At 42.8% G+C, this 26,705-nt stretch carries 26 protein-coding genes, 2 tRNA genes and 1 pseudogene; 8 read left to right on the top strand and 21 right to left on the bottom strand.

Translation table 11 applies throughout. The features are described 5' to 3' along the window. Window positions 1-124 precede the first annotated feature (124 nt). From I2I13_RS19235 to I2I13_RS19225, 3 genes are all read right to left on the bottom strand, one after another. The gene (locus I2I13_RS19235) at window positions 125-325 is read right to left on the bottom strand and encodes a hypothetical protein (protein WP_004327297.1); all 201 of its coding nucleotides are present in this window, start codon (window positions 323-325) and stop codon (window positions 125-127) included. A gap of 26 nt (window positions 326-351) precedes the next feature. Continuing rightward, window positions 352-434, bottom strand: a tRNA-OTHER gene (locus I2I13_RS19230). 10 nt (window positions 435-444) lie between these two features. Continuing rightward, entirely contained in the window at window positions 445-636 is a 192-nt protein-coding gene (locus I2I13_RS19225; RefSeq protein ID WP_004327296.1) for a hypothetical protein, read from the bottom strand. Between the two features lie 135 nt (window positions 637-771). On the opposite strand from I2I13_RS19225, the gene I2I13_RS19220 reads away from it, so the two are divergent. Then, on the top strand, window positions 772-1,191 hold the full coding sequence (locus I2I13_RS19220) for a helix-turn-helix domain-containing protein (protein WP_004327295.1): 420 nt from the start codon (window positions 772-774) through the stop codon (window positions 1,189-1,191). Window positions 1,192-1,590: 399 nt separating this feature from the next. On the opposite strand, the gene I2I13_RS19215 is transcribed toward I2I13_RS19220, so the two are convergent. Further along, window positions 1,591-1,803: a hypothetical protein gene (locus I2I13_RS19215; protein WP_004327294.1), complete on the bottom strand. Its 213-nt coding sequence runs from the start codon at window positions 1,801-1,803 to the stop codon at window positions 1,591-1,593. A gap of 398 nt (window positions 1,804-2,201) precedes the next feature. Then, window positions 2,202-2,849, bottom strand: a pseudogene (locus I2I13_RS19210) (lyase family protein); the annotation flags it as partial. Window positions 2,850-3,026: 177 nt separating this feature from the next. Between I2I13_RS19210 and I2I13_RS19205 the strand changes: the two are divergent. The 3 genes from I2I13_RS19205 to I2I13_RS19195 are packed head-to-tail and all read left to right on the top strand — an operon-like array spanning window position 3,027 to window position 6,634. Beyond that, window positions 3,027-4,337, top strand: coding sequence for an anaerobic C4-dicarboxylate transporter family protein (locus I2I13_RS19205; protein WP_148365536.1), 1,311 nt, complete (start codon window positions 3,027-3,029; stop codon window positions 4,335-4,337). A 35-nt stretch (window positions 4,338-4,372) separates the two neighbouring features. Then, complete coding sequence (gene ansB, locus I2I13_RS19200) at window positions 4,373-5,431, top strand: L-asparaginase 2 (protein ID WP_004296386.1); 1,059 nt, start codon at window positions 4,373-4,375, stop codon at window positions 5,429-5,431. A gap of 15 nt (window positions 5,432-5,446) precedes the next feature. After that, a complete protein-coding gene (locus I2I13_RS19195) occupies window positions 5,447-6,634 on the top strand; it encodes a porin (protein ID WP_148365538.1) in 1,188 nt (395 codons plus the stop codon). A 92-nt stretch (window positions 6,635-6,726) separates the two neighbouring features. Here I2I13_RS19195 and I2I13_RS19190 read toward each other — a convergent pair whose 3' ends face one another. The 9 genes from I2I13_RS19190 to I2I13_RS19150 form a co-directional block, all read right to left on the bottom strand. Then, the gene (locus I2I13_RS19190; RefSeq protein ID WP_002558131.1) at window positions 6,727-6,948 is read right to left on the bottom strand and encodes a DUF2795 domain-containing protein; all 222 of its coding nucleotides are present in this window, start codon (window positions 6,946-6,948) and stop codon (window positions 6,727-6,729) included. A 73-nt stretch (window positions 6,949-7,021) separates the two neighbouring features. Beyond that, on the bottom strand, window positions 7,022-7,585 hold the full coding sequence (locus I2I13_RS19185; protein ID WP_148365544.1) for a cob(I)yrinic acid a,c-diamide adenosyltransferase: 564 nt from the start codon (window positions 7,583-7,585) through the stop codon (window positions 7,022-7,024). A gap of 45 nt (window positions 7,586-7,630) precedes the next feature. Then, window positions 7,631-8,254 (bottom strand): hypothetical protein, encoded by a 624-nt coding sequence (locus tag I2I13_RS19180; protein WP_148365545.1) that lies wholly within the window; start codon window positions 8,252-8,254, stop codon window positions 7,631-7,633. A gap of 107 nt (window positions 8,255-8,361) precedes the next feature. Further along, the gene (locus I2I13_RS19175) at window positions 8,362-9,045 is read right to left on the bottom strand and encodes an energy transducer TonB (protein ID WP_195650250.1); all 684 of its coding nucleotides are present in this window, start codon (window positions 9,043-9,045) and stop codon (window positions 8,362-8,364) included. Window positions 9,046-9,289: 244 nt separating this feature from the next. Next, window positions 9,290-9,538 (bottom strand): hypothetical protein, encoded by a 249-nt coding sequence (locus I2I13_RS19170; protein WP_229128672.1) that lies wholly within the window; start codon window positions 9,536-9,538, stop codon window positions 9,290-9,292. Between the two features lie 415 nt (window positions 9,539-9,953). Continuing rightward, window positions 9,954-10,298 carry a hypothetical protein gene (locus I2I13_RS19165; protein ID WP_195650249.1) on the bottom strand — a complete coding sequence of 115 codons (345 nt, stop codon included), beginning with the start codon at window positions 10,296-10,298 and terminating at the stop codon, window positions 9,954-9,956. A 159-nt stretch (window positions 10,299-10,457) separates the two neighbouring features. Further along, window positions 10,458-11,828, bottom strand: a complete 1,371-nt coding sequence (locus I2I13_RS19160; RefSeq protein ID WP_195650248.1) for a TolC family protein — start codon at window positions 11,826-11,828, stop codon at window positions 10,458-10,460. Further along, entirely contained in the window at window positions 11,825-15,031 is a 3,207-nt protein-coding gene (locus I2I13_RS19155) for an efflux RND transporter permease subunit (RefSeq protein WP_195650247.1), read from the bottom strand. Before I2I13_RS19155 ends, I2I13_RS19160 begins: the two co-directional genes overlap by 4 nt. A 22-nt stretch (window positions 15,032-15,053) precedes the next feature. Continuing rightward, complete coding sequence (locus tag I2I13_RS19150) at window positions 15,054-16,163, bottom strand: efflux RND transporter periplasmic adaptor subunit (protein ID WP_370540853.1); 1,110 nt, start codon at window positions 16,161-16,163, stop codon at window positions 15,054-15,056. Between the two features lie 293 nt (window positions 16,164-16,456). On the opposite strand from I2I13_RS19150, the gene I2I13_RS19145 reads away from it, so the two are divergent. Beyond that, a complete protein-coding gene (locus I2I13_RS19145) occupies window positions 16,457-18,199 on the top strand; it encodes a histidine kinase (RefSeq protein WP_195650246.1) in 1,743 nt (580 codons plus the stop codon). Window positions 18,200-18,216: 17 nt separating this feature from the next. After that, a complete protein-coding gene (locus I2I13_RS19140) occupies window positions 18,217-18,987 on the top strand; it encodes a LytTR family DNA-binding domain-containing protein (RefSeq protein WP_148365550.1) in 771 nt (256 codons plus the stop codon). 158 nt (window positions 18,988-19,145) lie between these two features. On the opposite strand, the gene I2I13_RS19135 is transcribed toward I2I13_RS19140, so the two are convergent. Together I2I13_RS19135 and I2I13_RS19130 are read right to left on the bottom strand one after the other, a co-directional pair. After that, window positions 19,146-19,346 carry a hypothetical protein gene (locus I2I13_RS19135; protein WP_195650245.1) on the bottom strand — a complete coding sequence of 67 codons (201 nt, stop codon included), beginning with the start codon at window positions 19,344-19,346 and terminating at the stop codon, window positions 19,146-19,148. A gap of 15 nt (window positions 19,347-19,361) precedes the next feature. Beyond that, window positions 19,362-19,445 (bottom strand) — tRNA-Leu (locus I2I13_RS19130). A gap of 164 nt (window positions 19,446-19,609) precedes the next feature. Here I2I13_RS19130 and I2I13_RS19125 point away from each other — a divergent pair. Beyond that, window positions 19,610-20,692 (top strand): mannose-1-phosphate guanylyltransferase, encoded by a 1,083-nt coding sequence (locus I2I13_RS19125; RefSeq protein ID WP_195650244.1) that lies wholly within the window; start codon window positions 19,610-19,612, stop codon window positions 20,690-20,692. A 155-nt stretch (window positions 20,693-20,847) separates the two neighbouring features. On the opposite strand, the gene I2I13_RS19120 is transcribed toward I2I13_RS19125, so the two are convergent. From I2I13_RS19120 to rpsO, 3 genes are all read right to left on the bottom strand, one after another. After that, on the bottom strand, window positions 20,848-22,497 hold the full coding sequence (locus I2I13_RS19120; protein ID WP_148365552.1) for an AMP-binding protein: 1,650 nt from the start codon (window positions 22,495-22,497) through the stop codon (window positions 20,848-20,850). A gap of 42 nt (window positions 22,498-22,539) precedes the next feature. Next, window positions 22,540-23,115, bottom strand: coding sequence for a helix-turn-helix domain-containing protein (locus I2I13_RS19115; RefSeq protein WP_004296396.1), 576 nt, complete (start codon window positions 23,113-23,115; stop codon window positions 22,540-22,542). A 184-nt stretch (window positions 23,116-23,299) separates the two neighbouring features. After that, window positions 23,300-23,569 (bottom strand): 30S ribosomal protein S15, encoded by a 270-nt coding sequence (gene rpsO / locus I2I13_RS19110; protein ID WP_004296393.1) that lies wholly within the window; start codon window positions 23,567-23,569, stop codon window positions 23,300-23,302. Between the two features lie 155 nt (window positions 23,570-23,724). On the opposite strand from rpsO, the gene typA reads away from it, so the two are divergent. Continuing rightward, window positions 23,725-25,524, top strand: a complete 1,800-nt coding sequence (typA, locus tag I2I13_RS19105; RefSeq protein ID WP_148365553.1) for a translational GTPase TypA — start codon at window positions 23,725-23,727, stop codon at window positions 25,522-25,524. An 80-nt stretch (window positions 25,525-25,604) separates the two neighbouring features. Here typA and I2I13_RS19100 read toward each other — a convergent pair whose 3' ends face one another. Both I2I13_RS19100 and I2I13_RS19095 read right to left on the bottom strand, forming a co-directional pair. Further along, window positions 25,605-26,129 carry a chromate transporter gene (locus I2I13_RS19100; protein WP_148365554.1) on the bottom strand — a complete coding sequence of 175 codons (525 nt, stop codon included), beginning with the start codon at window positions 26,127-26,129 and terminating at the stop codon, window positions 25,605-25,607. Then, on the bottom strand, window positions 26,126-26,683 hold the full coding sequence (locus tag I2I13_RS19095; RefSeq protein ID WP_195650243.1) for a chromate transporter: 558 nt from the start codon (window positions 26,681-26,683) through the stop codon (window positions 26,126-26,128). The genes I2I13_RS19100 and I2I13_RS19095 overlap by 4 nt, the downstream gene beginning before the upstream one ends. Window positions 26,684-26,705 lie beyond the last annotated feature (22 nt).

Here is a 26,705-nt window from a genome sequence, read left to right as displayed (position 1 = left end):
CGGATTAATAAAAAAAATAGAGAGCAGGATCCCGAAACTCATACAGAAGTAAAGCACGCAAAAGCGCTGTTTTCGTTTCAGACGAGCAAACCAGTGCAGCTGGTCGCTGAACAATGTCATCAAATCATTTTTCATGGCTACTTGTATTTTGAGGATTACCACCTACTTTGGATCCACCGCGCTCAATGGCGAGCTTACGAATGGAACGGGCCAGTTTGCTGTTCTTACGGAAGGCAAGCGCATGACTCACCATCACGTTTGTACAGCCCATCAGTTCGGCAATTTTATTCACCTCACCGTATTCTACAACTATTCGTTCTTTCATACTATCTAATATTTAAATTATCGTAGTGGGCAGTCGCGGATTCGAACCGCGGACCATAACCTCTCCATTATAGGAGTTTAGTTTGTTCTACCAGCTGAACTAACTGCCCGAGAAAATTATTAAAGCTCCTTTATCGCATCCTCCGGAACACATATTACAGTCCAAACCTGACCATTTTTCATATAATCGATATTATATTCCCGCACGAACGTACAAATGTTATAATCCCAGTCACGAACTATACCATCAATGATCTCACCATTTCTCTTGGTGATTCTCACACTTTGTCCCTTTTTAAATTTTACTTCCATTTTGCTTCTTTTTAAATTCTCATTGTTACCTCAAGCCTTTTTTGTAGCTTTGGGGCGTGTTTAAACTTTAATCACGTGGCAAATATAGTCTAAGTTTCTTAGACAACAAAGTGTTAATCCAAATAATTTAGATTTATGAGCGTTTTTTCTAAGAATCTTAGATATCTAAGGGAGAGTAGGGGACTTAAATTAGATGAATTTGAGTTTCTGGGCATCAAAAAAGGTACAATGTCAAACTATGAACTGGGTAATACAGAACCTAAATTGAGTTTGTTATGTGAAATATCTAAGTTTTTTAGAATATCAATCGACGACTTTCTTTTAAAAGATATAGAAGCCGAAAAAATTACACCAGTAGTAACGGAAACAGCTCCTCCAGAAACAGCTAACAATAATTTTAGGGAGCTTCTGGATGTTTTAAGGGAAAAAGACTCCACCATTCGAGAAATGGCAGAGGAAATAGGGATGCTCAAACAGACAATTACACAACTTAAACAGGACAAGTCGGGGCGTGTTTCGGATGCAAGCGATTCTACGGTTGCCAATGCCATCTAAAACGTGTTTTATGGGGAAAGGGAGGTAAAAACAGTTAAATCACTATTTTACAGCAGAATATATAAAAATACAGGGGAGTAAATAAATATTATCTATATACAATTTACCCCCTACAATATTATAAAAACCGATGAATACCAAATAAAAAAAAGATATTTCCCCGTTTTATTAGAACAAAATAGGCACAAAAATGAATAACCAAATGAATAAGCAATCAAAACATTTCGTTTTTGTAATAGCTTAAATGAATAACCAAATGAATAAGCAAGTGAATAACCTTTCCACTTTTTAAGACGTTCAAAGCGTTCAAACGGATAAATACAGCCTTCCATCATAGTTTGACACTTATAAGGGCAAAAAAAGCCGCTTTTGCGGCTTTTAATTGCGTTCTAAGGCATTTTATCCCTTTCTGGTACATGTTATCAAGCGAGACTGAATAATCATTGCACGTTTCGTGTATTTGGCAATGTCATCAACCAGTCCAGCATGTAAAAGACTACTCTTAGTGATTCCGACCTGTTTCTCCGTCAGAGTTTCAAAAATGGCCGATATACTACCAAAGTAGATGTTCTTTTTCTCAAAAATCAAATGTACATGGATAACTTTACTCATGATATATAGTATTTATTTCACTGCAAATATACCAAATATCAGCTATATGGAATAATTTTAATAAATAAAAATAGGAGAGAAGCGAAGCGCTCCCCTACTCCACTTGCATAAATTACACCATTTGGTTATCTTTGTATATGGAAGTATGGCCTGGGCAAAGCATCGGAGTGAAATAATACCATACTGCCTGAATTCTCCCCTACTCCACTCCTAATGTAAAGAGATTCATTTGAACGGCGTTCAAACAAGGTTCAAATGTAAGCTCGATGTAAAGCGATGTAAACGCTTCGTTTTTCCACCCAGCTCACTCCTACCCCGTTCTAACGCTTTGAAAACCAAAGCAATCAGATATTTTCAGACCGACCGAACTTTGACACGCATCGTTTCTCCCCCCTTACATGCGACAGAATACTTGCAAAGCCATTAAAGGTTTGCCCAAGCGTCATCGGTACGGCATCTTCCAGTTGGGTACGCCCCATTTTGATGATATGCGCAAACTCATTCGCTTTCTTCCGGAAAGACTCGATCAGAACCTCCAAATGCTTAACCAACTTCAAATGAGTATAATACAGTCCAATGTGGATGGCAGTAGGATAAGCATCGTTGGTCGATTGCGAACGGTTGACATGATCGTTGGGTGAACAGTATTGATACTCTCCCCGCTGATGTCCCATCAGTTCCAATGCCCGGTTGGCAATCACTTCATTGGCATTCATGTTAGTGGTCGTACCGGCTCCTCCCTGAATCATGTCTACGGGGAATTGCTCGTGATGCTTTCCTTCAAGTATTTCTTTACAGGCTCTCAAGATAGCATCCGCTTGTTCTTCTGTTAATAAGTCCAGTTCACGGTTGGCAACGGCGGCTCCCATCTTGGTAATAGCCAATGCCTGAATGAACAAAGGATATTCATTCAAATGAAACTTGCTGATGCGAAAGTTTTCGATACCACGGAGTGTCTGTACTCCATAGAGTGCACTTTCCGGCACTTCACGACTACCTATCAGGTCACTCTCTGTACGAGTTTTTTTTGATAAATTCTGTTCCATATCGGTTGTTTTATAGTAATAACGTTTTCGTTAGTTCTTATAATAACCAATGAACTTTGTTATTGTTTTAATAAATATGCAAAAACTATTCAAAGACTTTTTTGTTGTAAATACAAGAAAAAGAAAATACAAAGAGAGAAATCACTTATCTTTGTTTGGAACTTAAAACAGCAATCTATGATATTACAATTAGCATTTGTTCTGACAGCCATTATTATTGGCGCGCGCCTGGGAGGTATCGGACTTGGCGTAATGGGAGGCGTAGGGTTGGCTATACTTACGTTCGTTTTTGGTTTACAACCCACTGCGCCTCCTATCGACGTTATGTTAATGATTGCCGCTGTAATTTCGGCCGCTTCCTGTATGCAGGCAGCCGGAGGTCTGGACTATATGGTGAAACTGGCAGAACATTTGCTTCGTAAAAATCCTTCACACGTCACTCTGCTTAGTCCGCTGGTGACTTACCTCTTTACTTTTGTAGCCGGAACCGGGCACGTGGCCTATTCCGTACTGCCGGTGATCGCAGAGGTTGCCACCGAAACAAAGATACGCCCGGAACGTCCGTTGGGGATTGCCGTCATCGCTTCCCAGCAGGCCATTACGGCAAGTCCGATCTCTGCCGCTACCGTGGCACTTCTCGGACTTTTAGCCGGATTCGACATTACCCTGTTCGACATTCTCAAGATTACGATTCCCGCTACCATCGTCGGAGTTTTGGTAGGCGCCTTGTTTTCCATGAGAGTCGGCAAGGAACTGGTGGAAGATCCCGAATATCAGAAAAGATTGAAAGAAGGTTTATTCAACAATAAAAAGGTGGAGATTAAAGATGTCAAGAACAAACGTTCGGCAATGATTTCCGTCATCATCTTTATATTGGCAACTGCTTTTATCGTGCTTTTCGGTTCTTTTGAAGGAATGCGCCCCAGTTTCCTGATTGACGGGGAAATAGTCACCTTGGGAATGTCTTCCATCATCGAAATCGTGATGTTGTCGGCTGCCGCAATTATCCTGTTAGTAACGAAGACGGACGGGATTAAGGCAACGCAAGGTTCCGTATTCCCGGCAGGTATGCAGGCGGTGATTGCCATCTTCGGTATTGCTTGGATGGGAGATACTTTTCTTCAGGGAAATATGGGACAGCTGACGCTCTCTATCCAGGGGATCGTACAACAAATGCCGTGGCTGTTCGGTGTCGCCCTGTTTGTGATGTCTATTCTGCTGTATAGTCAGGCCGCCACCGTACGGGCACTCGTTCCTCTGGGTATCGCGTTGGGAATTTCTCCTTATATGCTGATCGCTTTATTCCCTGCCGTGAACGGATATTTCTTTATTCCGAATTATCCTACTGTGGTGGCTGCGATTAATTTCGACCGTACCGGGACAACAAAAATCGGCAAATATGTGTTGAACCATTCATTTATGATGCCCGGTCTGATATCGACCGTTGTGGCAATCGCACTAGGTTTGCTTTTTATACAAATATTCTAATAGATTCATATTATTAACCTAAACATCATTCAGTTATGAAACAATTCAAAAGCTTTGGACTGGTAGTAGTCACACTACTGTTTTCCGTAACTATGGCATTCGCCGCAAAACCGAATATTCATATTCTTGCTACGGGAGGAACCATCGCAGGTACGGGAAGCTCGGCTACCGGAACCAGTTATACGGCAGGACAGGTTGCCATCGGTGCGCTGCTCGATGCTGTGCCCGAAATTAAAGACATCGCCAACGTAACGGGAGAGCAGATCGTTAAAATCGGCTCGCAGGACATGAACGACCAGGTTTGGCTGACGCTTGCCAAGAAAATCAACGAACTACTGAAACGCCCGGACATTGACGGTATCGTGATTACTCACGGAACAGACACCATGGAGGAAACTGCTTACTTCCTGAATCTGACTGTCAAGAGTGACAAACCGGTGGTATTAGTAGGTGCCATGCGTCCGTCTACCGCTCTAAGTGCCGACGGCCCGTTGAACCTTTACAATGCCGTTGTTACCGCAGCCGCAAAAGAATCGAAAGACAAAGGGGTATTGGTTGCCATGAACGGCCTTATCCTCGGAGCGCAAAGTACGGTTAAAATGAACACTGTCGATGTGCAAACTTTCCAAGCCCCCAACTCCGGCGCACTGGGTTATGTACTGAACGGAAAAGTGTTCTATAATCAAGTAACGCTAAAGAAACATACTACCCAGTCCGTTTTTGATGTCACGCATCTGAACGCGCTTCCCAAAGTAGGTATCGTGTACAGCTATTCCAACATTGAAGCCGATATGGTGACTCCGATGCTTAGCAACGGTTACAAAGGAATTATCCACGCAGGAGTAGGAAACGGAAATATTCACCAGAACATCTTCCCGGTATTGACGGATGCCCGCCAAAAAGGTATTCTTGTCGTTCGTTCTTCCCGTGTCCCGACCGGACCTACCACACTGGATGCAGAGGTGGATGACGCCAAATATCAGTTTGTGGCTTCGCAGGAACTGAACCCGCAGAAATCTCGTGTTTTGTTAATGCTTGCACTAACAAAAACTACAGACTGGAAACAGATTCAGCAATATTTCAACGAATACTAAAAACCGGACTTACTTATGAAAAAATGGATATTCATGCTGCTTCTGGCGGGCAGCATACAGGGAGTATATGCTCAAAAAACAGAGAAAAAGGAGAAATTCAATCCGAACACTCCCCTGTTTGAAGAGCTGACAGACGTGAAAAAGAAAACAGATAAATTCAATCTTTATCTGAATATGCAAGGGAGCTTTGACGCTCATTTCCAGAATGGTTTTCAAGAGGGTGACTTTAATATGCACCAACTCCGTATCGAAGCGAAAGGAAATATCAACAACTGGTTGTCTTACCGCTATCGTCAGCGCCTCAACCGCTCGAACGATGCAAACGGCATGATTGATAATCTCCCGACTTCTATCGACTATGCCGGAATCGGTATCAAGCTGAATGACCAGTTTAGTCTTTTTGCAGGAAAGCAATGTGCCGCATACGGTGGTATCGAGTTCGACCTGAATCCGATCGACATCTATCAATACAGCGATATGATTGATTACATGAGCAACTTCATGACCGGATTGAATGTGGGTTATAACATTACTCCCGAACAGCAGCTTAACCTGCAGATATTGAACAGCCGTAACAGTTCTTTCGACAGCACTTACGGGATTACAGAGGATGCCGAAGGCAATCTCCCCGATCTGAAATCGGGCAAAATGCCACTAGTCTACACATTGAACTGGAACGGTAATTTCAATAATGTATTTAAAACCCGTTGGTCGGCTTCTGTCATGAACGAGGCCAAAAGTCACAATATGTATTATTATGCTTTAGGTAATGAGTTGAATCTTGGAAAATGGAATGCTTTTGTCGATTTCATGTATTCAAAAGAGGATATTGACCGCAAAGGAATCATTACCAGTATCGTAGGTCGTCCGGGCGGACATAATGCTTTTGATGCGAACTATCTTTCGGTTGTTGCCAAATGTAATTACCGCTTTCTTCCGAAATGGAATGTTTTTGTGAAGGGTATGTATGAAACGGCTTCCGTAGGCAAGGCATCCGAAGGTATAGAAAAGGGCAATTACCGTACTTCCTGGGGATATCTGGGCGGTATCGAATATTACCCGATGGAAACTAATCTGCACTTCTTTGTTACCTACGTGGGACGTTCGTATGATTTTACTTCCCGCGCCAAAGTGCTGGGACAGGAGAATTACAGTACTAACCGTATTTCTGTGGGATTTATCTGGCAGATGCCTGTATTCTAGTTCTAAAGCCAGAAACCGTAGCTGACAATATAACAATACCCGATAGCCTTCTTGCAAAGGTTATCGGGTATTTTTATATGTTCGGTCTTAAATCAATACTCTTCCTCGTTAAAGAAAAAATCCTCCTTACTAGGATAATCCGGCCAAATATCTTCGATACTCTCATAGATTTCGCCCTCATCTTCCATCTCTTGGAGATTCTCAATAACTTCAAGAGGAGCACCCGAACGCATGGCATAATCAATCAATTCATCCTTGGTTGCCGGCCAGGGAGCATCTTCAAGTTTTGATGCTAGTTCCAATGTCCAATACATAATCTTGAGTATTTAAAATGAATACTAAATTTGTCTCGTTTTCTATTTTTCGGCAAAAGTATAACAAAATCTATCATTTCCAACTATTATCCCAAAATATTTCATTATTTTGTTCATCAAAATTAATTTTTCGGGATAATACAAACAAATAATCTGATAATCTGTTGACAAATGCTAATACTTCGGGAGAAATTGTACAAGTTTCGGACAAAGCCAGAATACGTCTTTCGGCTCTCCTGCAAATAGTACGGCAAACATGACAAACGGCTGCTCCACGACTTCCTCCGGGAATAATAAAAGCACAAAGCTCCGGAAGTTGTTCATCCAGCTTATCAATCTCCCGCTCAATATTCTCCACGTTTTCGGGAGTTATGATGCTAGCAGGTTTCAGCTGTGTTTTCTCCTGATCGGTGGCGAGGTGTGAACCGATAGCAAATAGCTTATGCTGGATACTTAAGATGAAACCACGGTCTGATTCATCCTGCAGATAGGTGTTCAACCATCCCAGATGAGAATTTAATTCATCTACAGTTCCGTAAGCTTCCAAACGGATATGGGTCTTCGGGACGCGGCTTCCACCAACAAGACTGGTAGTTCCTTTATCTCCGGTCTTTGTATATACAAGGCTCTTTTTCATGATCTTCTTTTTTACAGTTACTATAAGGTAAACGTACAAAGGTTCTTAGAAGTTGACAATATACTGCTGTTTTATCTTCGTTTTATCAAAAAATAATAAACCGAGGTCGTAGAGGTCAAAAGTGATGCCTACTCTTTCATCGGTCTGCAGCTTTTTCCAAAGTGTTTTCATCTCTTTGGAATAACAAATGCCATGAACAACAAATACACTTTTAGGAGTAGTGCGATGTGCGCAGATCCGGAAGACTTCTTCCAGTAAGTCGGGATTCCGGTAATCATTCAGATACAGAAAGTCGACTGAAGTGTCTGCATCCAGAAACAGTTCCGACAAGTCGGATGCAAAAAGGTAGGAAGCCGACGGTTTAGCGGATTGTAAGTAGAGGGTTGTAGAGGACGGACGCCCAACTTCTATGATTGTATCAGGCTGTACTCTGTTCACCAACCGGAACAGGAAACGGTTCACTTTTTGAGAACCTTTCGTCCACCCACGCTCTCTCATCATCTTTTGCTGTTCTTTTTTCAAAGAAGAATAGGCATAGTAAGGCATCTTCTCATAAATCACATCGGTAATCAGACTAAAAGCAAAAGGGGAATGTACGCCATATCCGCAACGATAACGAAAGCGGGAAAGCCAGATAAAAGGTCTTTTTATACAGAGTAGAAGATTCATAAAACAATCATTCGTATTTTTATTCTCCCGACAAAGATATATTTTTTTATTGAAAAAGGGTCGGTTCCCATCAAGAACCGACCCTCATACTCATTTATTCCAAGTTACTACTGTAGTCTGAATGATACCGGTACAGTAAATTTCACTCGAACTTTCTTACCATTTTGCACTCCGGGAGTCCATTTCGGCATAGAACTTATCACGCGGATAGCTTCTTTATCCAAATAAGGATCAACCCCTCGCACAACTTCAGGATTGGAAATCGTTCCGTCTTTGTCTACAACAAACTGAACAATGACTTTTCCTTGTGAACCTGTTTCCTGCGAAATCGTCGGATATTTGATATTACTACTTAAATATTTCATTAAAGCAGCTGTACCTCCAATAAACTCCGGCATGACTTCAACACTTACGTGAATAATGTCTTCAACTACCGTTTCTGTTTCTACCACTGGGGGTATCCAAATAACGTCATGAACTGCATTCATATCCTCTGACACTGTAGAAACGTTATCCGTCACCTCCATATTGTTTTCCACTATTTCGAACAATTCTGTTACCTTAGTTTCGGGAGGAGGAGGCGGTTCCAGTTTCTCGTCTGGGAATGTGATTGGAACTAGCTCTGTTACAAAGATGGATTCATCATCTGGTGATAGTGCTGCAACTCTGACATCATGTTGTGTCCATTCGAACGAAACGAACATGAAGGCTAGCGCAACAACCAAACCCATCAACAACCAAGAACCCCGTTGATTCTCAATTGCAGCCTTTTTTGATTTCTTGGCTTCCATAAAAAATGTGTTTAAGTAATTAATAATAGAAAATATATAGTATATATACTACTTTTCGTTTTTCCTCTTAAGCATTACTTAAAGTGCTCTCTCGCTGCAATAAATATAATCTTTTTATGGATAGGTTGTTACGACGTCTCTTGTTTATTTTATTCTTTTTTCTTCTTTTGGATAAAATTTATGAATAATTCATTTGAGGTTATCAGGATTCGGACAAATACATTGAAGTCCAGCAGGGTTGCTTTTATGGTATTCTGAAGCAAGTGTGTTCGATGAGGCTGTATCGCGCAGCTCTGGTAGCTATTACAGGAAAAGCAATGCTCTTCAATCCCAGAACGGACAATACATTCAAGCTCTTTTTAATAATACTGTTAATGGATTTCTCTACTGTAAATTCGTCCTTTTGAGACCAGTCTATCGTAATTGCATAGGATAGATGCAGAAACTCCTCCACCCATTGAAAGATAAGCGTCGTCAGCACTAACAATAACATCCGTCACTGCCGAAGTAATATCTCCGAATTTGATTATCAATCTTGACTTACCAAACTGGCAGGCTTTATCTATCTCATGCTTTTATAGAAGATATATGTGTTGACAAAGCATTTCTCAATATGCATTAATTATAAAAAAATAGCCCACAATTAGATAGATATAACTACCGCTACTTTTTTGCTTGTAGTTCCTCTTTAACTTCATATTCTTCATTATCTCATAAAAAAATCGCTCCACCTAAGTTGAATATATGTTTTCACCTTAAATGGAGAACATACATCCAACTTTAGTAGAACGAAAACTAAAAGGTAGATTAAATAAATATTTATGAAAGGACAGGAAATAAACATAGCCTCATAACAGACAATCTTTTATAATCATCCATATGATAGGTTTAGCTTAAATTCACAGTACTTATTGTGCTTTTTTCTTTTTCTTCTCGTTATCCTTCTTACGCATATCCTGATACTTCTTATATTGTTCATCGGTCAGAATGCTTTTTATTTTAGCATCGACTTCCTTCTTTTTCTTTTGCATTTCTTCTCGTGAAGGTTTTTCATCCGATTTATTTTTTGCAGGTCTCATCTCTTCCATTGCAGCTTTAAAATCTTTGGCCTGCTTTTCATTCAGTCCCAAATCAGTAACCATTTGTTCTATGCGTTTCTCTCTATCAGCTTTTCCTTTCTGACGATTTTGAGCCATACATACAGTTGAGCCAATCAATAGTGCAACTGCCAAACTTAAAATTTGCTTTCTCATAATTCTAAATATCATATTAAGTGAGTAATGTATGTTAGACCTCACTAAAGTTTGAAAGTTAATTCTACGATGAAAAGAAAATCTGCTTTTTTACATTATTTATTGTTTCTCCACATTATAAATATTCAGCCGGATATGAGTGTCATTCAATTATTTCCATTACTCTTCCCTACCTCCTCCTAGTGCTTGATACAGATTGATTATTCCTTGTATCTCCTGAAACCGGTTACTCACCTGTGTCAACTGTGCTGTCAGTAGAGTTTGCTGGGCGGTGAGGACTTCAAGATAAGTGGAATTTCCATGTTGCATAAGCAGCTGTGTGCTGGTAACAGCCGTTTGTAGAGAAGAGATCTGGCGCCGGTAAAGATCGGATTTATCCCGGGCCGTTTGATTTTGCTTCAAAGCGTTGTTCACTTCAGCACCGGCATTGAGTAGGGTTTGCGTGAAAGACAACTTCGCTTCTTCCTGTTGCGCTTTAGCTATTTTTAGACGGGCTATATTCTGCCCCTTATTAAATAAGGGCTGCGTAAGGGAGCCAACAGCTGACAGCAACAACTTACTCGGATTCATAACCACCTCACCTACTCCATTTGTCCACCCGGCAGAACCGCTGAGGGTGATGGATGGATAAAAGGCAGAGCGTGCCTCATTAGTCGTGTAAAAGGCTTGCGCCAAAGCCAATTCTGATGATCTGACATCAGGACGATTAGCAAGAAGTTGTAAAGGGATACCTACGGATAAATCCTGTGGCAAAACCTGTCCGTCCAGTGTGCCACGACGGATAAATTGCGGAGTTTCTCCCAGCATCAGGCAAAGACTGTTTTCCGCCTGCCTGATTTGTTCCTTTAGATCCAAAACAGTGGTACAGATGGAATAGTAGGTGGCTTCGGTTTGTGCCAAACCTGCTTCGTTACCTTGACCGGCATTCTTCAAAGCTTGCATAACGCGTACACTTTCTTTCCATTTTACTTCTGTTTCCTCGGAGATGGCCAATTGAGCATCCAGCATTAAAAGTGTATAATAGGTATTCGCTAGATTGGCTATCAATTGTGTCTTAACAGCGAGTTCATATTCCTGACTTTGAATATAAAGAGCTTTAGCACGACGGTTGGCATTCGTCAGCCGACCGAAGATATCAATTTCCCAAGAGGAAGTAATAGGCAGGGAATAGCTCTGTCCAGCTTTCCCCTTATCGAAACTGCTCACAGTGCCCTGCGGTGAAAAAGCGAATGAGGGCAGATAAGCCAGGCGGGCCGCACTAAGTGAAGCACGGGCTTCTTCCACTCGCCAGTGAGCGGACTGTAGATCGGTGTTATTCCGCAACCCCTGCTCAATGAGGGATTGCAGATGAGGATCGACGAACAATTGACGCCAATTCAACTTGGCAATATTATGAATTGTATCAGAAACCGTTTCCGCCGCCCCAAAAAGATCTTCGGGGACGGTCGTTGCCGGTTGATATTTTGTATAGATGCCGCAACTACTCAGCATGAGCGCCGTTATGGCAAGGGTGATGATATTTCTTTTCATTTCTTCTTATTCTCCAAATATTGTTTTCTTTCTTCATCGGCTTTCTCCACCTCTTCCTTTATCTGCCAGTCGGCAACAGTGGCATCAAACTGAATCGGTCGCACTTTCTCCTGTATTGCCTGGAAGACAATAAACATAGCCGGCACAATGAATAACAGTGCCAATGTACCCACCAGCATACCGCCTACCACACCCGTACCGAGTGAACTGTTTCCGTTGGCTCCTACGCCAGATGCTAACATCAAAGGTACCATACCGAAAATCATCGTCAGTGCCGTCATAAGAATAGGACGCAAACGATCTTTAGCAGCAATAAGCGCAGCAGACGTCAGACTCATACCGGCACGACGGCGCTCGGTAGCATATTCGGTGAGAAGAATAGCAGTTTTTGCCAACAGACCGATAAGCATGATAAGTCCTGTTTGCAGATAAATATTATTCTCCAATCCAAGCAATTTGGCAAAGAGGAAGCTACCCATCAATCCGGCCGGAACACTAAGCAGGACGGCAAACGGAACGAAGAAACTCTCATAAAGCGCACTCAATAGCAGATAAACCATCAATAGGCAGATAGCAAAAATCACGATGGTGGTATTACTCTGATTGCTCTCCTCTCGCGCCAGTCCGCCAAAATCGAAATCATAGTTGGCGGGAAGTACACGGGCAGCAGTTTCCTGTACGGCACGGATGGCTTCACCCGAACTGTACCCTTCGGCAGGCATGGCATTGAGTGCAATGGAGTTATACATATTAAAACGGTTCAGGCTCTCGGCTCCATATACTTTGGTCAGTGTGACGAACTGACTCAACGGTGCCATCTCTCCATTGCTCAAGCGAACAAAATGACGGTTGAGCGAAGCCTCATCCAGACGATAATTCGGATCAGCTTGCACCATCACACGATAGACGCGCGAAAAGCGGTTAAAGTTGCTGACATAGCTACCTCCATAATATCCCCCCAAGGTAGAAAGCACCTCATCAGGCATGATTCCGGCACGCAGACACTTAGCAGCATCCACATCGACCTGCCACTGGGGATAGTTGATTTCGAAAGATGAAAAAGCCATTGCCAGTTCAGGCCGCTGATTCAACGAGTCAATAAACTGGCGAGTGATGCTGAAAAACTCTGTGAGATCACCTCCAGCCTTGTCCTGCATTTGGATATCGAGCGCATTACCCATATCATAGCCAGGTATCATACCCGGAGCCATGGCAAAAACTGTGGCATCCTTGATATCTCCGGTACGGGCATAAATCTGTCCGATTACTGCCTGCACGTGATCTTCTTCCTCCGGTCGTTCATCCCACGGAGTAAGGCGAACAAAGAAAATACCGGAAGAATTACCCGCACCACCCATTGACCAACCGGTCACTTTGAGTACCTGTTTCACCTGTGGGATTTGCTGAATACGTTCTTCTACACGGTTCATAATGCCATCGGTAGCATAAAGTGAGTTTCCCGGCGCAGTGGATACGGCAACAAACACCAGTCCCTGATCTTCATCGGGCACAAGGCCTGTTTTGGTGCTGTTCATCAACAAGGCAAGGATTACGACTGTCCCGGCAACAAAGGCGCCCGTCAACCATTTGCGACGGATAAAGAAGAGAACTCCTTTTTTATACCGCTCTGACAATGATTCGAACGCAGTGTTGAACGCACGGCGGAAACGGGCTGCGAAGTTTTGCTTCTGTGTGCCGTCCTCATTGGTATAGGGACGCAGAATCAAGGCGCAGAGGGCAGGACTTAGTGTCAATGCATTGATGGTAGATATACCTACCGCCACAGCCATTGTCAGACCGAACTGCGTATAGAATGTACCCGAAGTCCCACTCATGAAAGACACCGGAATAAATACCGCCATAAACACCAGTGAAGTGGTAACGATAGCACCCGACAGTCCTTTCATTGCATCCACACTGGCCATATAGGGCGAACGGTAGCCGGAATCGAACTTGAATTGCACTGCCTCGACCACAATAATGGCATCATCCACCACTGTACCGATGACCAACACTAATGCGAAAAGCGTAATCAAATTGATACTGAATCCTACCAACGCCATGAAAGCGAAAGTTCCGATAAGAGAAACAAAAATACCCACCAGCGGAATCAGTGTAGAACGAATATCCTGTAAGAAAACATATACCACAAGGATTACCAGCAGAATCGCTTCGATCAGTGTCTTCAATACCTCATGGATAGAGGCGAAGAGAAATTCGTTGGTACTCATCAACTGGGTTATTTCCGCCCCTTTGGGAAGACGTTTGGAAGCGTCTGCCAGAAAAGCGTCAATCTCACGATTAATCTCTGTGGCATTAGAACCGGCAGTCTGATAAACCATACATGACACACCGGGTTTACCATTGAAACTACCTTGATAAGAATACGATTCTTGTCCGAGACTGATGTTGGCAATCTCTTTTAAACGAAGTACCTCACCATTCTTAGTGCTGCGGATCACGATCTCTCCAAATTCTTCGGGAGTCATCAATCGACCTCGGTATTTCATGGTATACGCTTTAGCTTCCTTGGAATTCTCACCAATGGAGCCTGTTGCAGCTTCAATGTTTTGTGAGGCCAGTGCAGCAGTCACGTCGGAAGGAATCAGCTTGTACTGTGCCATGACGTCAGGTTTAAGCCATACGCGCATGGAATAGACACCACCCATCACCTGCACATCTCCCACTCCGGAAATACGCAAGATGGCAGGTTTCAAGTTAATATTGATATAGTTCGAGAGAAAGTTCTCGTCTAATGAGCTATCGGGACTATGCAAGGTAAATATCTGGAGCATACCGTTCTGTCGCTTGTTGACACTGACACCCACACGGGTCACTTCCGCAGGAAGTTGTCCGGCAGCTTTCGACACACGGTTCTGTACATTGACAGCGGCCATGTCCGGATCGGTACCTTGCTTAAAGTAAATGGTTATTTCGGCTGAACCGGCATTGGAAGCACTGGAAGTCATATAAGTCATGTCTTCCACACCATTGATGGCTTCCTCCAACGGAGCGATGACACTCTTCTGCACCGTTTCAGCACTGGCACCGTCGTATGCAGTGTACACCTGAACAGTAGGCGGGGCAATATCAGGATATTGCTCCACGGGTAGGGTGAATAACCCGATAATCCCCACCACTACAATCACAATGGAAAGGACGGCGGAGAGCACGGGGCGTTCTATAAATATTCGTAAGTTCATTGTTTTTTCAATTTTGAGTTAGTTACTTCTTCTTTGTTATCGGCATTCCATCTTGTAGTAGTCCGACACCTTCTGTCACGATTTCATCCCCTACGGCAAGTCCGTTCGTCACGATGTAATCCTGTCCACCGTCCACACGCTCCACACTTATTTGGGTAGAATGCGTTTTGCCATCCACTACCTTATAGACAAAGACCTTGTCCTGCACTTCGTATGTTGCTGCACGAGGGATAATGATACCGTCTTTGTAGACCGCCGGCACCACCACATTTCCCGAGCTTCCACTATGCAGCAGTCCGTTCTTGTTGGGGAATGCTGCCCGTACACTGACGGTTCCTGTCGAAGCATCCACTACTCCGCTGATAGTTGCTATGGTACCTTTTTCCTCGTAGGTAGTCCGGTCATTCAGCACCAGTTCGATAGCAGGCATCGACTGCAAAGCCTTCTCTTTAGAACCATATTGGCGAATGAGTCCTAAGAGTTGATTTTCCGTCATTGAGAAGTAAACATACATGTCCGAGTTGTCTGATACAGTAGTTAGTGGCTGTGCCATTCCGGCACTAACAAGTGTACCAACGCGATAGGGAAGTGTACCGATCACTCCATCCGAGGGACTTTTCACTTCGGTGTAGGAAAGGTCATTGGCAGCACTCAGCTCCTGCGCTTTGGCTTGTGCGCGTCCGGCTTTCGCCATCAACAGATTATTCTCGGCCGTTTTCAATTCATAAGCCGAAATGACGTTTTGAGCAAAGAGTTCTTTCTTGCTATCGTAAGTCAGTTGTGCCGTAGCCAATGTAGCATCGGCTGCTTCCATATTCGCCCGGGCTGTGGCCAAAGCTGCCTGATAGGGAACCTGGTCGATGATGAAAAGCACTTGTCCACGTTTCACCGCCTGTCCCTCGTTTACACACAATCGGGTGATGGTTCCCGTCACCTGCGGAAAGATAGCAATATCCTGCTTACCCTGGATAGCCGCCGGGTATTGGGTAGAAAGAGTTTTATTGACTGGTGCCACCTGCATCGTCGCATATTCCGATACAGACTGCGAATATTCTCCTCCTCCGTTCTTGCATCCGGCAAGAGTAAGGAGTGTTGTCAGCATGAAGATTTGCCACATTTTGTTTGTTTCCATTTTCATAAAATTCAATGTATTATAGTGATTGATTAGTTCTCACAAGAGCGGTGCAAAAGTAGGTGTCAGCGCCCGCTCCCGCAATGTAATTCTGGTCAAAGCCGGATTTTTGGGGGACGAAACCGCAGAGATAAGTGGTGAAACGGAATGAATGAAGCCAAAGACCTATCCTCTTCATATAAAGTTGTGATGAAGATGTAATGCTATTTGGTATTATTTACTACTTTTGCCCAAACAAAGATAAGAGTCCATCCTAATAAATAGACTTGCATTTCAGACTTGATTACGCAGTTATGATAAGAAAACGTATTTATCTCACAGCCGCAATATTCCTGCTTGTGGTAAGCTTTTCCGCTTACTACCTCTATCGTGTGAACCGCTCCGCACGCAGCCGTCTGGAGTATGCCAACGGACTCATTGAAGTGAATCCACGAAAAGCACTGGAAGATGTGGAACAGATAAACCGTACTTTCTTGAGCGAAAGGAACTACATGATGTGCGATTTAGTAAAAGCCGGTGCTCTCATCGGCATACAGGAATATCTTGTGCCGGATTCGCTACTTAACATCGTCAGTCCTTACTTCAAATATAAAGCGGACTCATTACACCTGACGGAAATATATTACTACCGGGGCGAGATAGCCCGCCACTCTAATTTCCTGCTCGAAGCCGTAGAATATTTCACCCTCTGCACACAATACAACAACGATGTGTACGATCTTCGCGAACTAAACTTCTACCTCAACAACTTCAAAGGGCAGGTTTACCACACTAAGCACATGATGAAAGAAGAGAAAGAGGCCAAACTCGCCGCCCTCTCTCTAGCCAGGGAACTAAACAATCCCTCTCTCATTGCCGAAGCCTACTCTGAACTCACCCACTATTACGCCCGGACAAATGACGGTGATGAGAGTATTCCTCTGCTCAAAACAGCTTCTATGAAAGGCTACTCCGGCTCCTTGCAAGCCCGGTTATTATTCCTCCTTAGCGAAAAATATGCCGACAAGCACATGTCCGACTCCGCTCGTATCTATGCTCTGCAAATCCCGCATTTATATCAGGACTCGGTCGACTATCTGCTCGGCAAGATACATTCCGATCTTCAACAAATCGATTCCGCTCGTTTTTACCTAAACCGAAGCAGTCAGAGTAATAACCCCTTTATCTGCCTGAAAACCTATCGCCAGTTGACAGATCTGAATATACGTACCGGTTCTCTCAATGGTGTATCAGACTGCTTGGAAAGACTGACGCACTATCAAGCACAGATAGACAGCATCGCTTATAACGAGGACCTTGCTCAAATAGAGAATGTGGATAAACTTCGAAAAACGATCCGTGACTCCGAAGTCGCAGAGGCAGAATACTACCGCTACTGGGTCTTCTATTGCCGGATTATTGTCATTGCTTTTACCGTCATCCTCATTCTAATGTCTATCTCCATCATTCTGCAAAAGAAGAAAAAAAACCTACAACTGAAACGTCAGCAATCACGCCTTGACGCACTGAAGATGCAGATAGACCCGCATTTTATATTCAATAATCTCAGCATCCTGCTCGACCTGGTAGAGACGGGAGATGCCACAGCTCCCATCTACATCAAATGTCTCTCCAAAGTTTACCGGCATATCGTAGCTAATGTAGATAAGAATCTTTCATCCGTTGCCGATGAATTATCCAGTCTGGAGGCTTATATCTTCCTACTCAAAATACGGTTTGAGGATGCCATACAGGTAGAAGTACAAGTTCAGGACGCTATCCGCGAGAGACAGATCCCTCCCATTGTATTGCAGATGTTACTGGAGAATGCTATCAAGCACAATCAAGTGTCGGAAGAAACACCGCTATTCATCCGTGTATATTCTGATGGGAACAAATTGGTAGTGGAAAACAACTGCAAACCTCTTACTCCGAACTCTTCCACCCACCACATCGGGCTGCGAAATATCAAAGAGCGGTATCAGCTCACTGGTGCTCCCGCCCCTGAAATCTATCAGGATGAACACATCTATCGTGTCACCCTTTCAACGCTTTAAACGAAATGATAAATTCCATGAAAGTTCTGATTATAGAAGACGAAAACCACAGTGCCGAACGCCTGCAACGTTACATCTGTGCACTGCACCCTGATTACGAAATTTCCGGCATCACCAAAAGTATTGTCCAAAGCATAGATTTCCTCCAACGGGAGCAGCCGGACCTGATATTCTCCGACATCCGCCTACAGGATGGATTAAGTTTCGACATTTTCCGTCAAGTGGAGATAGTCTCGCCCATCATTTTCACCACTGCCTATGACCAGTATGCTATACAGGCATTTAAATTCAATAGTATCGACTATTTGCTGAAGCCTATCGACTCGGATGAATTGGAAGCAGCTATACAAAAAGCGATAGAAAGAATATCCCCCTCATCTCCTACTACCACTGCCCCGAATCTGGAACAGCTGTTGGAATACCTGAGTGGGGCTATTCCCACCCCTCATTATCGGGAAAGATTTCTGGTATCCCGCAGAGACGAATATATCACTATCGAAGTCCAAAACGTCTGTTTCATCCACTCTCAACAGAACATAACCCGCCTTTATCTGACGGATGGCACCTCTGCCACCATTCCTTCCACATTGGACCAACTGGAAAAGGAAATGAACCCTACTTCTTTCTTCCGTGCAAACCGCCAGCATATGATACAGGTGGGACACATTAAGAAAGTCAGCAACTGGTTCAACTATAAATTAAAGGTAGAAATGAACGGATATCCGCAGGAGGAAATTCTGATAAGCCGGGAGAAAGCTGCCACATTCAAGAAATGGCTGGACAGATAACGACTGACTAGCTCTATAATCAAGATTTGCTGGGGTGTCATACCGAAAGATCAGGACACCCTGCAAACACTGGCAGTACATAGTACAACAACACACTACACAACTACAACCTATAGAAGTAATAATCCGGAAATTCTAACGAAAAATCCGAAAAACCACTAATCATAATAATAAAATACCGGCACTTTTTTCTTTAATGCGGGGATGTACATTTCATCCTGTTTTATCAGATTATCCACGAAAGTGACATCAAAGCCCGTAATATCGAACCAATTCTTATAACAAAGTACCAGATTTAATCTATCAGCAAACCAACGAGTTACGAGGAGTAGAAAAGAAAAACGGAGAGAGTTTTTCAACTTTCTCCGCTTCAGTACCCAGACCCGGGGTCGAACCGGGATGGAAGTGAATCCACTGGTGTTTGAGACCAGCGCGTCTACCGATTCCGCCATCTGGGCGCATACTTGATTTCTCAATTGCGGTGCAAAGATACGACATTATTTTGAATCCACAATAGTTTGGCAAAAAAAAGGAGAAAAAAATAATAAAACATATCTTAAACACTTCTCTATTCAGAGAATAAACCGTACATTAGCAGAAACTTTAAAATAGAGTCACTATCATGACAAACCAGGATAATTATTGCGTGATTATGGGTGGCGGCATTGGAAGCCGCTTCTGGCCGTTTAGCCGCAAAACATTGCCCAAACAATTCTTAGATTTCTTCGGAACGGGTCGTTCACTTTTACAGCAGACTTTTGACCGGTTCCAAAAGGTTATTCCAACAGAAAACATTTTCATCGTTACCAATGCAATGTATGCAGACTTAGTGAAGGAACAATTGCCAAAAGTAAGCGAAAGCCAAATTCTGCTGGAACCTGCAAGACGAAATACGGCTCCATGTATAGCATGGGCCTCTTACCACATCCGGGCACTGAATCCAAACGCCAATATCGTAGTTGCACCTTCAGACCATTTAATTTTAAAAGAAGATGAGTTTCTTGCCGCTATTGAAAAAGGACTTGAATTTGTTTCACGCTCTGAAAAACTACTAACATTAGGTATTAAACCCAATCGTCCGGAAACAGGATATGGATATATACAAATAGATGAACCCGCAGGTGAAAACTTCTACAAAGTAAAAACATTCACTGAAAAACCGGAACTGGAATTAGCTAAAGTATTCGTAGAAAGCGGAGAATTTTACTGGAATTCCGGACTGTTTATGTGGAATGTAAATACAATCATCAAAGCAAATGAAGATTTGTTGCCTGAATTAGCTTCCAAACTGGCACCGGGAAAAGATATTTATGCCACCGATAAGGAAAAAGCATTTATTGAAGAAAATTTCCCCGCATGTCCTAATGTATCCATCGATTTCGGTATTATGGAAAAAGCGGACAACGTGTATGTATCGTTAGGAGATTTTGGCTGGTCTGATCTTGGAACCTGGGGATCACTTTATGATTTATCGGAAAGGGATTCAGAAGGCAATGTTACTCTGAAATGCCATTCGCTTATTTATAATAGTAAAGATAACATGGTAGTACTTCCAAAAGGAAAACTGGCCGTAATTGATGGATTGGAAGGATTTCTAATAGCAGAATCAGACAACGTTCTTTTAATCTGCCGCAAAGATGAAGAACATGCCATCCGTAAATATGTGAATGACGCCCAAATGCAACTGGGTGATGATTTCATTTAGCAGCGCGCAGCACTTAACCCGCCACAGCAAAAACCGGATAAGACAATAATACAAATAATGAACGGTGAACTCTCTGCAAACAATCATGCAGTTCGTTCACCGTTCACCGTTTATTATATTGAAAAACTTTGTGTGTCTTTAAGCAATCACAGGTCCTAGATAATTTCTATTCCCTGCTCTTTACAAAGTTGCAATCCCAGATCTTTCAATCTGAACTTCTGAATCTTTCCACTACCTGTCATCGGGAACTCATTCACAAAGAATATATATTTCGGAATCTTATAACGGGATATTTTATTTCTGCAAAAATCACGAACATCGGCTTCCTGCATTTTCACACCTTTCTGCAAGATAATAAATGCTCCGACTGCCTCACCGTATTTCTTAGAAGGAATACCTGCCACCTGAACATCTTTCACTCCATCAAGTTTATAAAGAAACTCCTCTATTTCGCGCGGATAAATATTCTCACCACCCCGGATAATCATATCCTTAATGCGTCCGGTAATCCGGTAATTTCCATCTTCATCCTTGATACCCAAGTCACCGGAATGCAGGAAGTTGTTTTCATCGATCACTTCTGCCGTTGCTTCCGGATTTTTATAATATCCTTTCATGGTGTTATATCCACGGTTGCACATCTCACCTTGTACGCCAACCGGACATTCCTCACCAGTTTCCGGGTCGATCACTTTTACTTCCGTAAATTCAAAATCACGCCCTACCGTATTACAACGTACATCAAACGGATCATCAATACGAGAAGCTGTCATACCCGGTGCAGCCTCTGTCAGTCCATACACACTAGTCACCTTCATATACATTTTCTCTTCTACCTGCTTCATCAGTTCGACAGGACACAGAGAACCTGCCATAATACCTGTACGAAGACAAGACATATCAAAGAGATCAAACATCGGATGATGCAACTCGGCAATAAACATAGTCGGTACTCCATAAAGAGCCGTGCAACGTTCTTTATGAATGGAAGCCAATACAATCAGCGGATCGAAACGTTCCACCATTACCTGCGTACAACCATGAGTCAGACAGTTCATGGTAGCCAACACCACTCCGAAACAATGGAATAACGGAACACAGCAGCAAAGTTTATCATCTGCCGTGAACTTCATGTGTTCACCAGTCAGAAATCCATTATTGGCAATATTATAATGTGTCAGCATTACTCCCTTCGGAAAACCGGTAGTTCCCGACGTATATTGCATATTCACCACATCGTGACAATCCACCTTGCTTTTGAGTTCGCTCAAACAATCATCTTTCACATTATTTCCCAATAACAGAATCTCCGCTGTATTATACATACCCCGATGTTTCTCCTGCCCTACATACACTACATTTCTCATGTACGGAAAACGTTCACTCTTCAAATGTCCGCGTTCACAGGTTTTCAATTCGGGAAGCATTGTATAGGTCATCTGCACAAAGTCACTGTCCTTCTCGCCATTCACGATACAAAGCGTATGCATATCCGAATCCTGGCAAAGATACTCCAACTCCGATTGTTTATAGTTCGTATTCACAGTAACATATACCGCACCGATCTTCGCACAAGCATACAACAATGTCAACCAATCGGGAACATTAGCCGCCCAGATACCCACATGGGTACCACGTTCCACACCAATGGCGATAAGCCCTTTCGCCATATCATCCACACGACGGTTTAACTGGCTCCAGGTAAAACGGAGATTGCGGTCGGAATAAACGATATATTCCTTATCGGGAGTCTCTTCAGCCCAGTGCTCGAGCCACTGTCCCAAAGTACGATCAAATAATTGCATGGGATTCTTTCTATACTTAATACTTAATACTTTATACTCAACTCAAATCGGCGTGTAAACTACTGCCAGGATTTTTGCAGCCTGCCCCTCGTAAGCATGTACATGATGAGGAACAATGGAATCATAATAAATGCTATCACCCTCTTCCAACAAATAGGTATTCTTACCGTAGCTGATTTCCATGATACCTTCCATAACCATGATAAACTCCTCCCCTTCATGAGAAGAAAGCACGAAGTCGGTATCCTCCGTTGGCATCACATCGATAATAAACGGTTCCATATGACGATCTGCCTTTGACTTGGACAACGAGTGATATTCCATGTGTTTGCGAGAATGAATCGCGTTATTGGAAAAACTAATCGCATCTTTGGCTTCTTTCTTACGACATACCACCGGTCCGACTTCATCCTGGTCATCAAGAAAAGTCCCCAGACGTACTCCCAACACACGCGCTATTTTAATTAGCGGTGCAAGAGAAGGTATATCAATATTATTCTCAATACGTTCAACTTGTTCGATAGCCAAACCCGAACGTTGTGCCAACTCTTCTATGCTTATTGATTTATCTTCGCGGAGGGCTTTAATCTTTTCGCCAACAATCTTACTTGTATCCATTTTGAAAGCATTTTAGTTATCAAAGGTGATAAATTATAATAATTAAGTTGCAAAAATAGCAAAATCTTTAGATGAACACAATTATAACTGAAGAAAATACGACTGTCAGGAAGAAAAAGAAGAAACTAAAAAAGCCGCTCCTCTATAATGAGGAACGGCTCTTAATCTTTTCGCGACAAGTAGATTACTTACGCAAACCGAGCTCTTTAACAATAGCACGATATCTTTCGATATCTCTTGCCTTCAGGTAATCGAGCAAGCGACGACGCTTACCTACCAACATTGTTAACGCTCTTTCAGTACTATAATCTTTTCTGTTGAGCTTCATATGCTCAGTCAGGTGAGAAATACGGTAGGAAAACAAAGCCACCTGGGCCTCAGCTGAGCCGGTATCAGTGTTAGACTTTCCGTACTTTCCGAAGATTTCTTGCTTTTTAGCAGCGTCTAAATACATAATTCTTAGAATTTTAATTGATAAATTATTCTTTTGAGCGTGCAAAGATAGGCATTATCTTTATATCACACAACGATTTACAAGAAAAAATTGCTATCATTGCATATATTTCTAATCCTATTTTCGTACCTTTGCAGCCAAATAATAGGTATTATATGCAAAATATTCGAAACATTGCAATCATTGCCCATGTTGACCATGGGAAAACAACGCTGGTTGACAAGATGCTATTGGCCGGAAATTTATTCCGCAGCAACCAAAATAGTGGTGAACTTATCCTGGATAACAACGATTTGGAACGTGAACGTGGTATAACGATTCTCTCCAAAAACGTATCCATCAATTACAACGGTACAAAAATTAATATTATTGATACTCCGGGACACAGCGACTTCGGTGGTGAGGTAGAACGCGTATTGAATATGGCCGACGGTTGTATTCTGTTGGTAGACGCCTTCGAAGGTCCGATGCCCCAGACTCGTTTCGTACTGCAAAAGGCGCTGGAAATCGGTTTGAAACCTATCGTGGTAGTTAATAAGGTAGATAAGCCTAACTGCCGTCCGGAAGAGGTTTACGAAATGGTTTTCGATTTGATGTTCAGCCTGAACGCAACGGAAGACCAGCTGGACTTCCCCGTAATCTACGGTTCCGCCAAAAACAACTGGATGAGCACCGACTGGAAGCAACAGACTGACAGTATTACTCCGCTATTGGATTGTATCATCGAAAATATTCCGGCACCCAAACAACTGGAAGGCACTCCCCAGATGTTGATTACTTCTCTGGATTATTCTTCTTATACCGGTCGTATCGCCGTAGGTCGCGTACATCGCGGTACATTAAAAGAAGGTATGAATATAACGCTTGCGAAACGCAACGGCGATATGTTCAAGAGCAAAATCAAAGAACTCCATGTTTTCGAAGGTTTAGGCCGCGTGAAAACAAGTGAAGTCTCTTCCGGTGACATCTGCGCACTGGTAGGTATCGACGGATTCGAGATTGGAGATACAGTTTGTGATTTTGAGAATCCGGAAGCATTGCCGCCAATCGCTATTGATGAGCCGACCATGAGTATGTTGTTTGCGATCAACGATTCTCCTTTCTTCGGCAAGGATGGTAAGTTTGTGACTTCACGCCACATCCATGACCGCCTGATGAAAGAACTCGATAAGAACTTGGCTCTCCGTGTAAGAAAGAGTGAGGAAGACGGTAAATGGATTGTTTCCGGTCGTGGCGTACTCCACCTCTCTGTATTGATCGAAACAATGCGTCGTGAGGGTTACGAATTACAGGTGGGTCAGCCGCAGGTTATCTTCAAAGAAATCGACGGTGTGAAATGCGAGCCGATTGAAGAGTTGACCATCAATGTACCGGAAGAATATTCCAGCAAGATTATTGATATGGTTACCCGTCGTAAAGGCGAGATGGTAAAGATGGAAAACACGGGCGAACGTATCAATCTCGAATTCGATATGCCTTCTCGTGGTATCATCGGATTGCGTACCAATGTACTGACTGCTTCTGCCGGTGAAGCCATCATGGCACACCGCTTCAAAGAATATCAGCCGCACAAAGGAGAAATCGAACGTCGTACGAACGGTTCTATGATTGCTATGGAAAGTGGAACAGCTTTCGCTTATGCCATCGACAAATTGCAGGATCGCGGTAAGTTCTTTATCTTCCCGCAGGATGATGTTTATGCAGGACAAGTAGTAGGTGAGCATTCTCACGACAATGACCTGGTTATCAATGTTACCAAATCGAAGAAGTTGACGAATATGCGTGCTTCCGGTTCGGATGATAAAGTACGTCTGATTCCACCTATCCAGTTCTCACTCGAAGAAGCACTGGAGTATATCAAGGAAGACGAGTATGTAGAAGTTACCCCTAAAGCAATGCGTATGCGTAAAGTGATTTTGGACGAAATTGAACGTAAACGTGCAAACAAGAACTAACCATTCTTTCATAATATTATAATAGAAATCCCGGTTAAACGCAGTGTTTAACCGGGATTTTCTTTTTCCTATAAGCATTACTAATACAGCAACAATCCTACCACACCCGCCAGACAAATCAATAGAATAGGATGAAGATTCCATTTCCATGTAACCCCAAAGGCGACTGCGAAAATACCGATGCTTTTATAGTCCATAAAATTCTCTCTATTCATCATAAGCAATGCAGCAGAAGCAATCAGGGCGACCGACATAGGAAGCAGTCCGGACATAGCCGCTTTAATATACTTATTATCCTTACACTTCGCAAAGAAATAAGAAATGAGCAATACCAAAATAAAAGAAGGCAAACAAACGGCTACAGTGGCCAACACAGCTCCCCAAACACTTTGTGTTACCGCATAGCCTACGTACGTAGCACTATTTATACCAATCGGTCCCGGAGTCATCTGCGAAATTGCGACCACATCCGTAAACTGTTGAGGAGTCAGCCAATGATGGAGATCCACTATCTCATGTTGAATCAGGGAAAGCATCGCATATCCACCCCCAAAACCGAACATACCTATTTTAAGATACACCCAAAGTAATTGCCAATATATCATACCTGTTTATTCGCTATTTTTTCTTTCAACCATAATGTATATACCAATCCCCCTATAATTCCGGCCAATACAATATAAATAGGTGATAAGCCGAACTGCCAGATCAACACGGTAGCTATGGCAGGAGCAACCAACTGAAAACACTTCAGTTTCAAAGCTCTTGCAGCAGAAATACAAGGAAACAGAATCAATGCTACTACGGCAGGACGTATTCCATTAAAGATGCGAATCATCACTTCATTATCCTGAAACCGTGCAAAAAACATGGCTATCAGCATCATGATAACGAAAGAAGGAAGAATCGTAGCCAATGCACACACCAGACTCCCACCCACCTTATACAACTTATATCCTACGAAGATAGAAATATTCACCGCAAACACCCCCGGAAGTGACTGTGTCAAAGCAAACATCTCCATAAATTCTTCCTTACTCATCCATTGTTTGGCAACAATCTCCCGTTCAATCAACGGAATCATGGCATAACCACCACCAATAGTAAACATTCCAATCTTCGCAAATGTCACGAATAATTTTAAATACTCCAGTACCATCCTCTCTTTCTAACTTTCCGAT

The organism is Bacteroides sp. D55t1_190419_B8 (assembly GCF_015558905.1).
Classification (GTDB): domain Bacteria; phylum Bacteroidota; class Bacteroidia; order Bacteroidales; family Bacteroidaceae; genus Bacteroides; species Bacteroides vicugnae.
The sequence above is the reverse complement of the archived record's forward strand: the minus strand, read 5'-3'. Positions and strand labels throughout refer to the sequence as shown.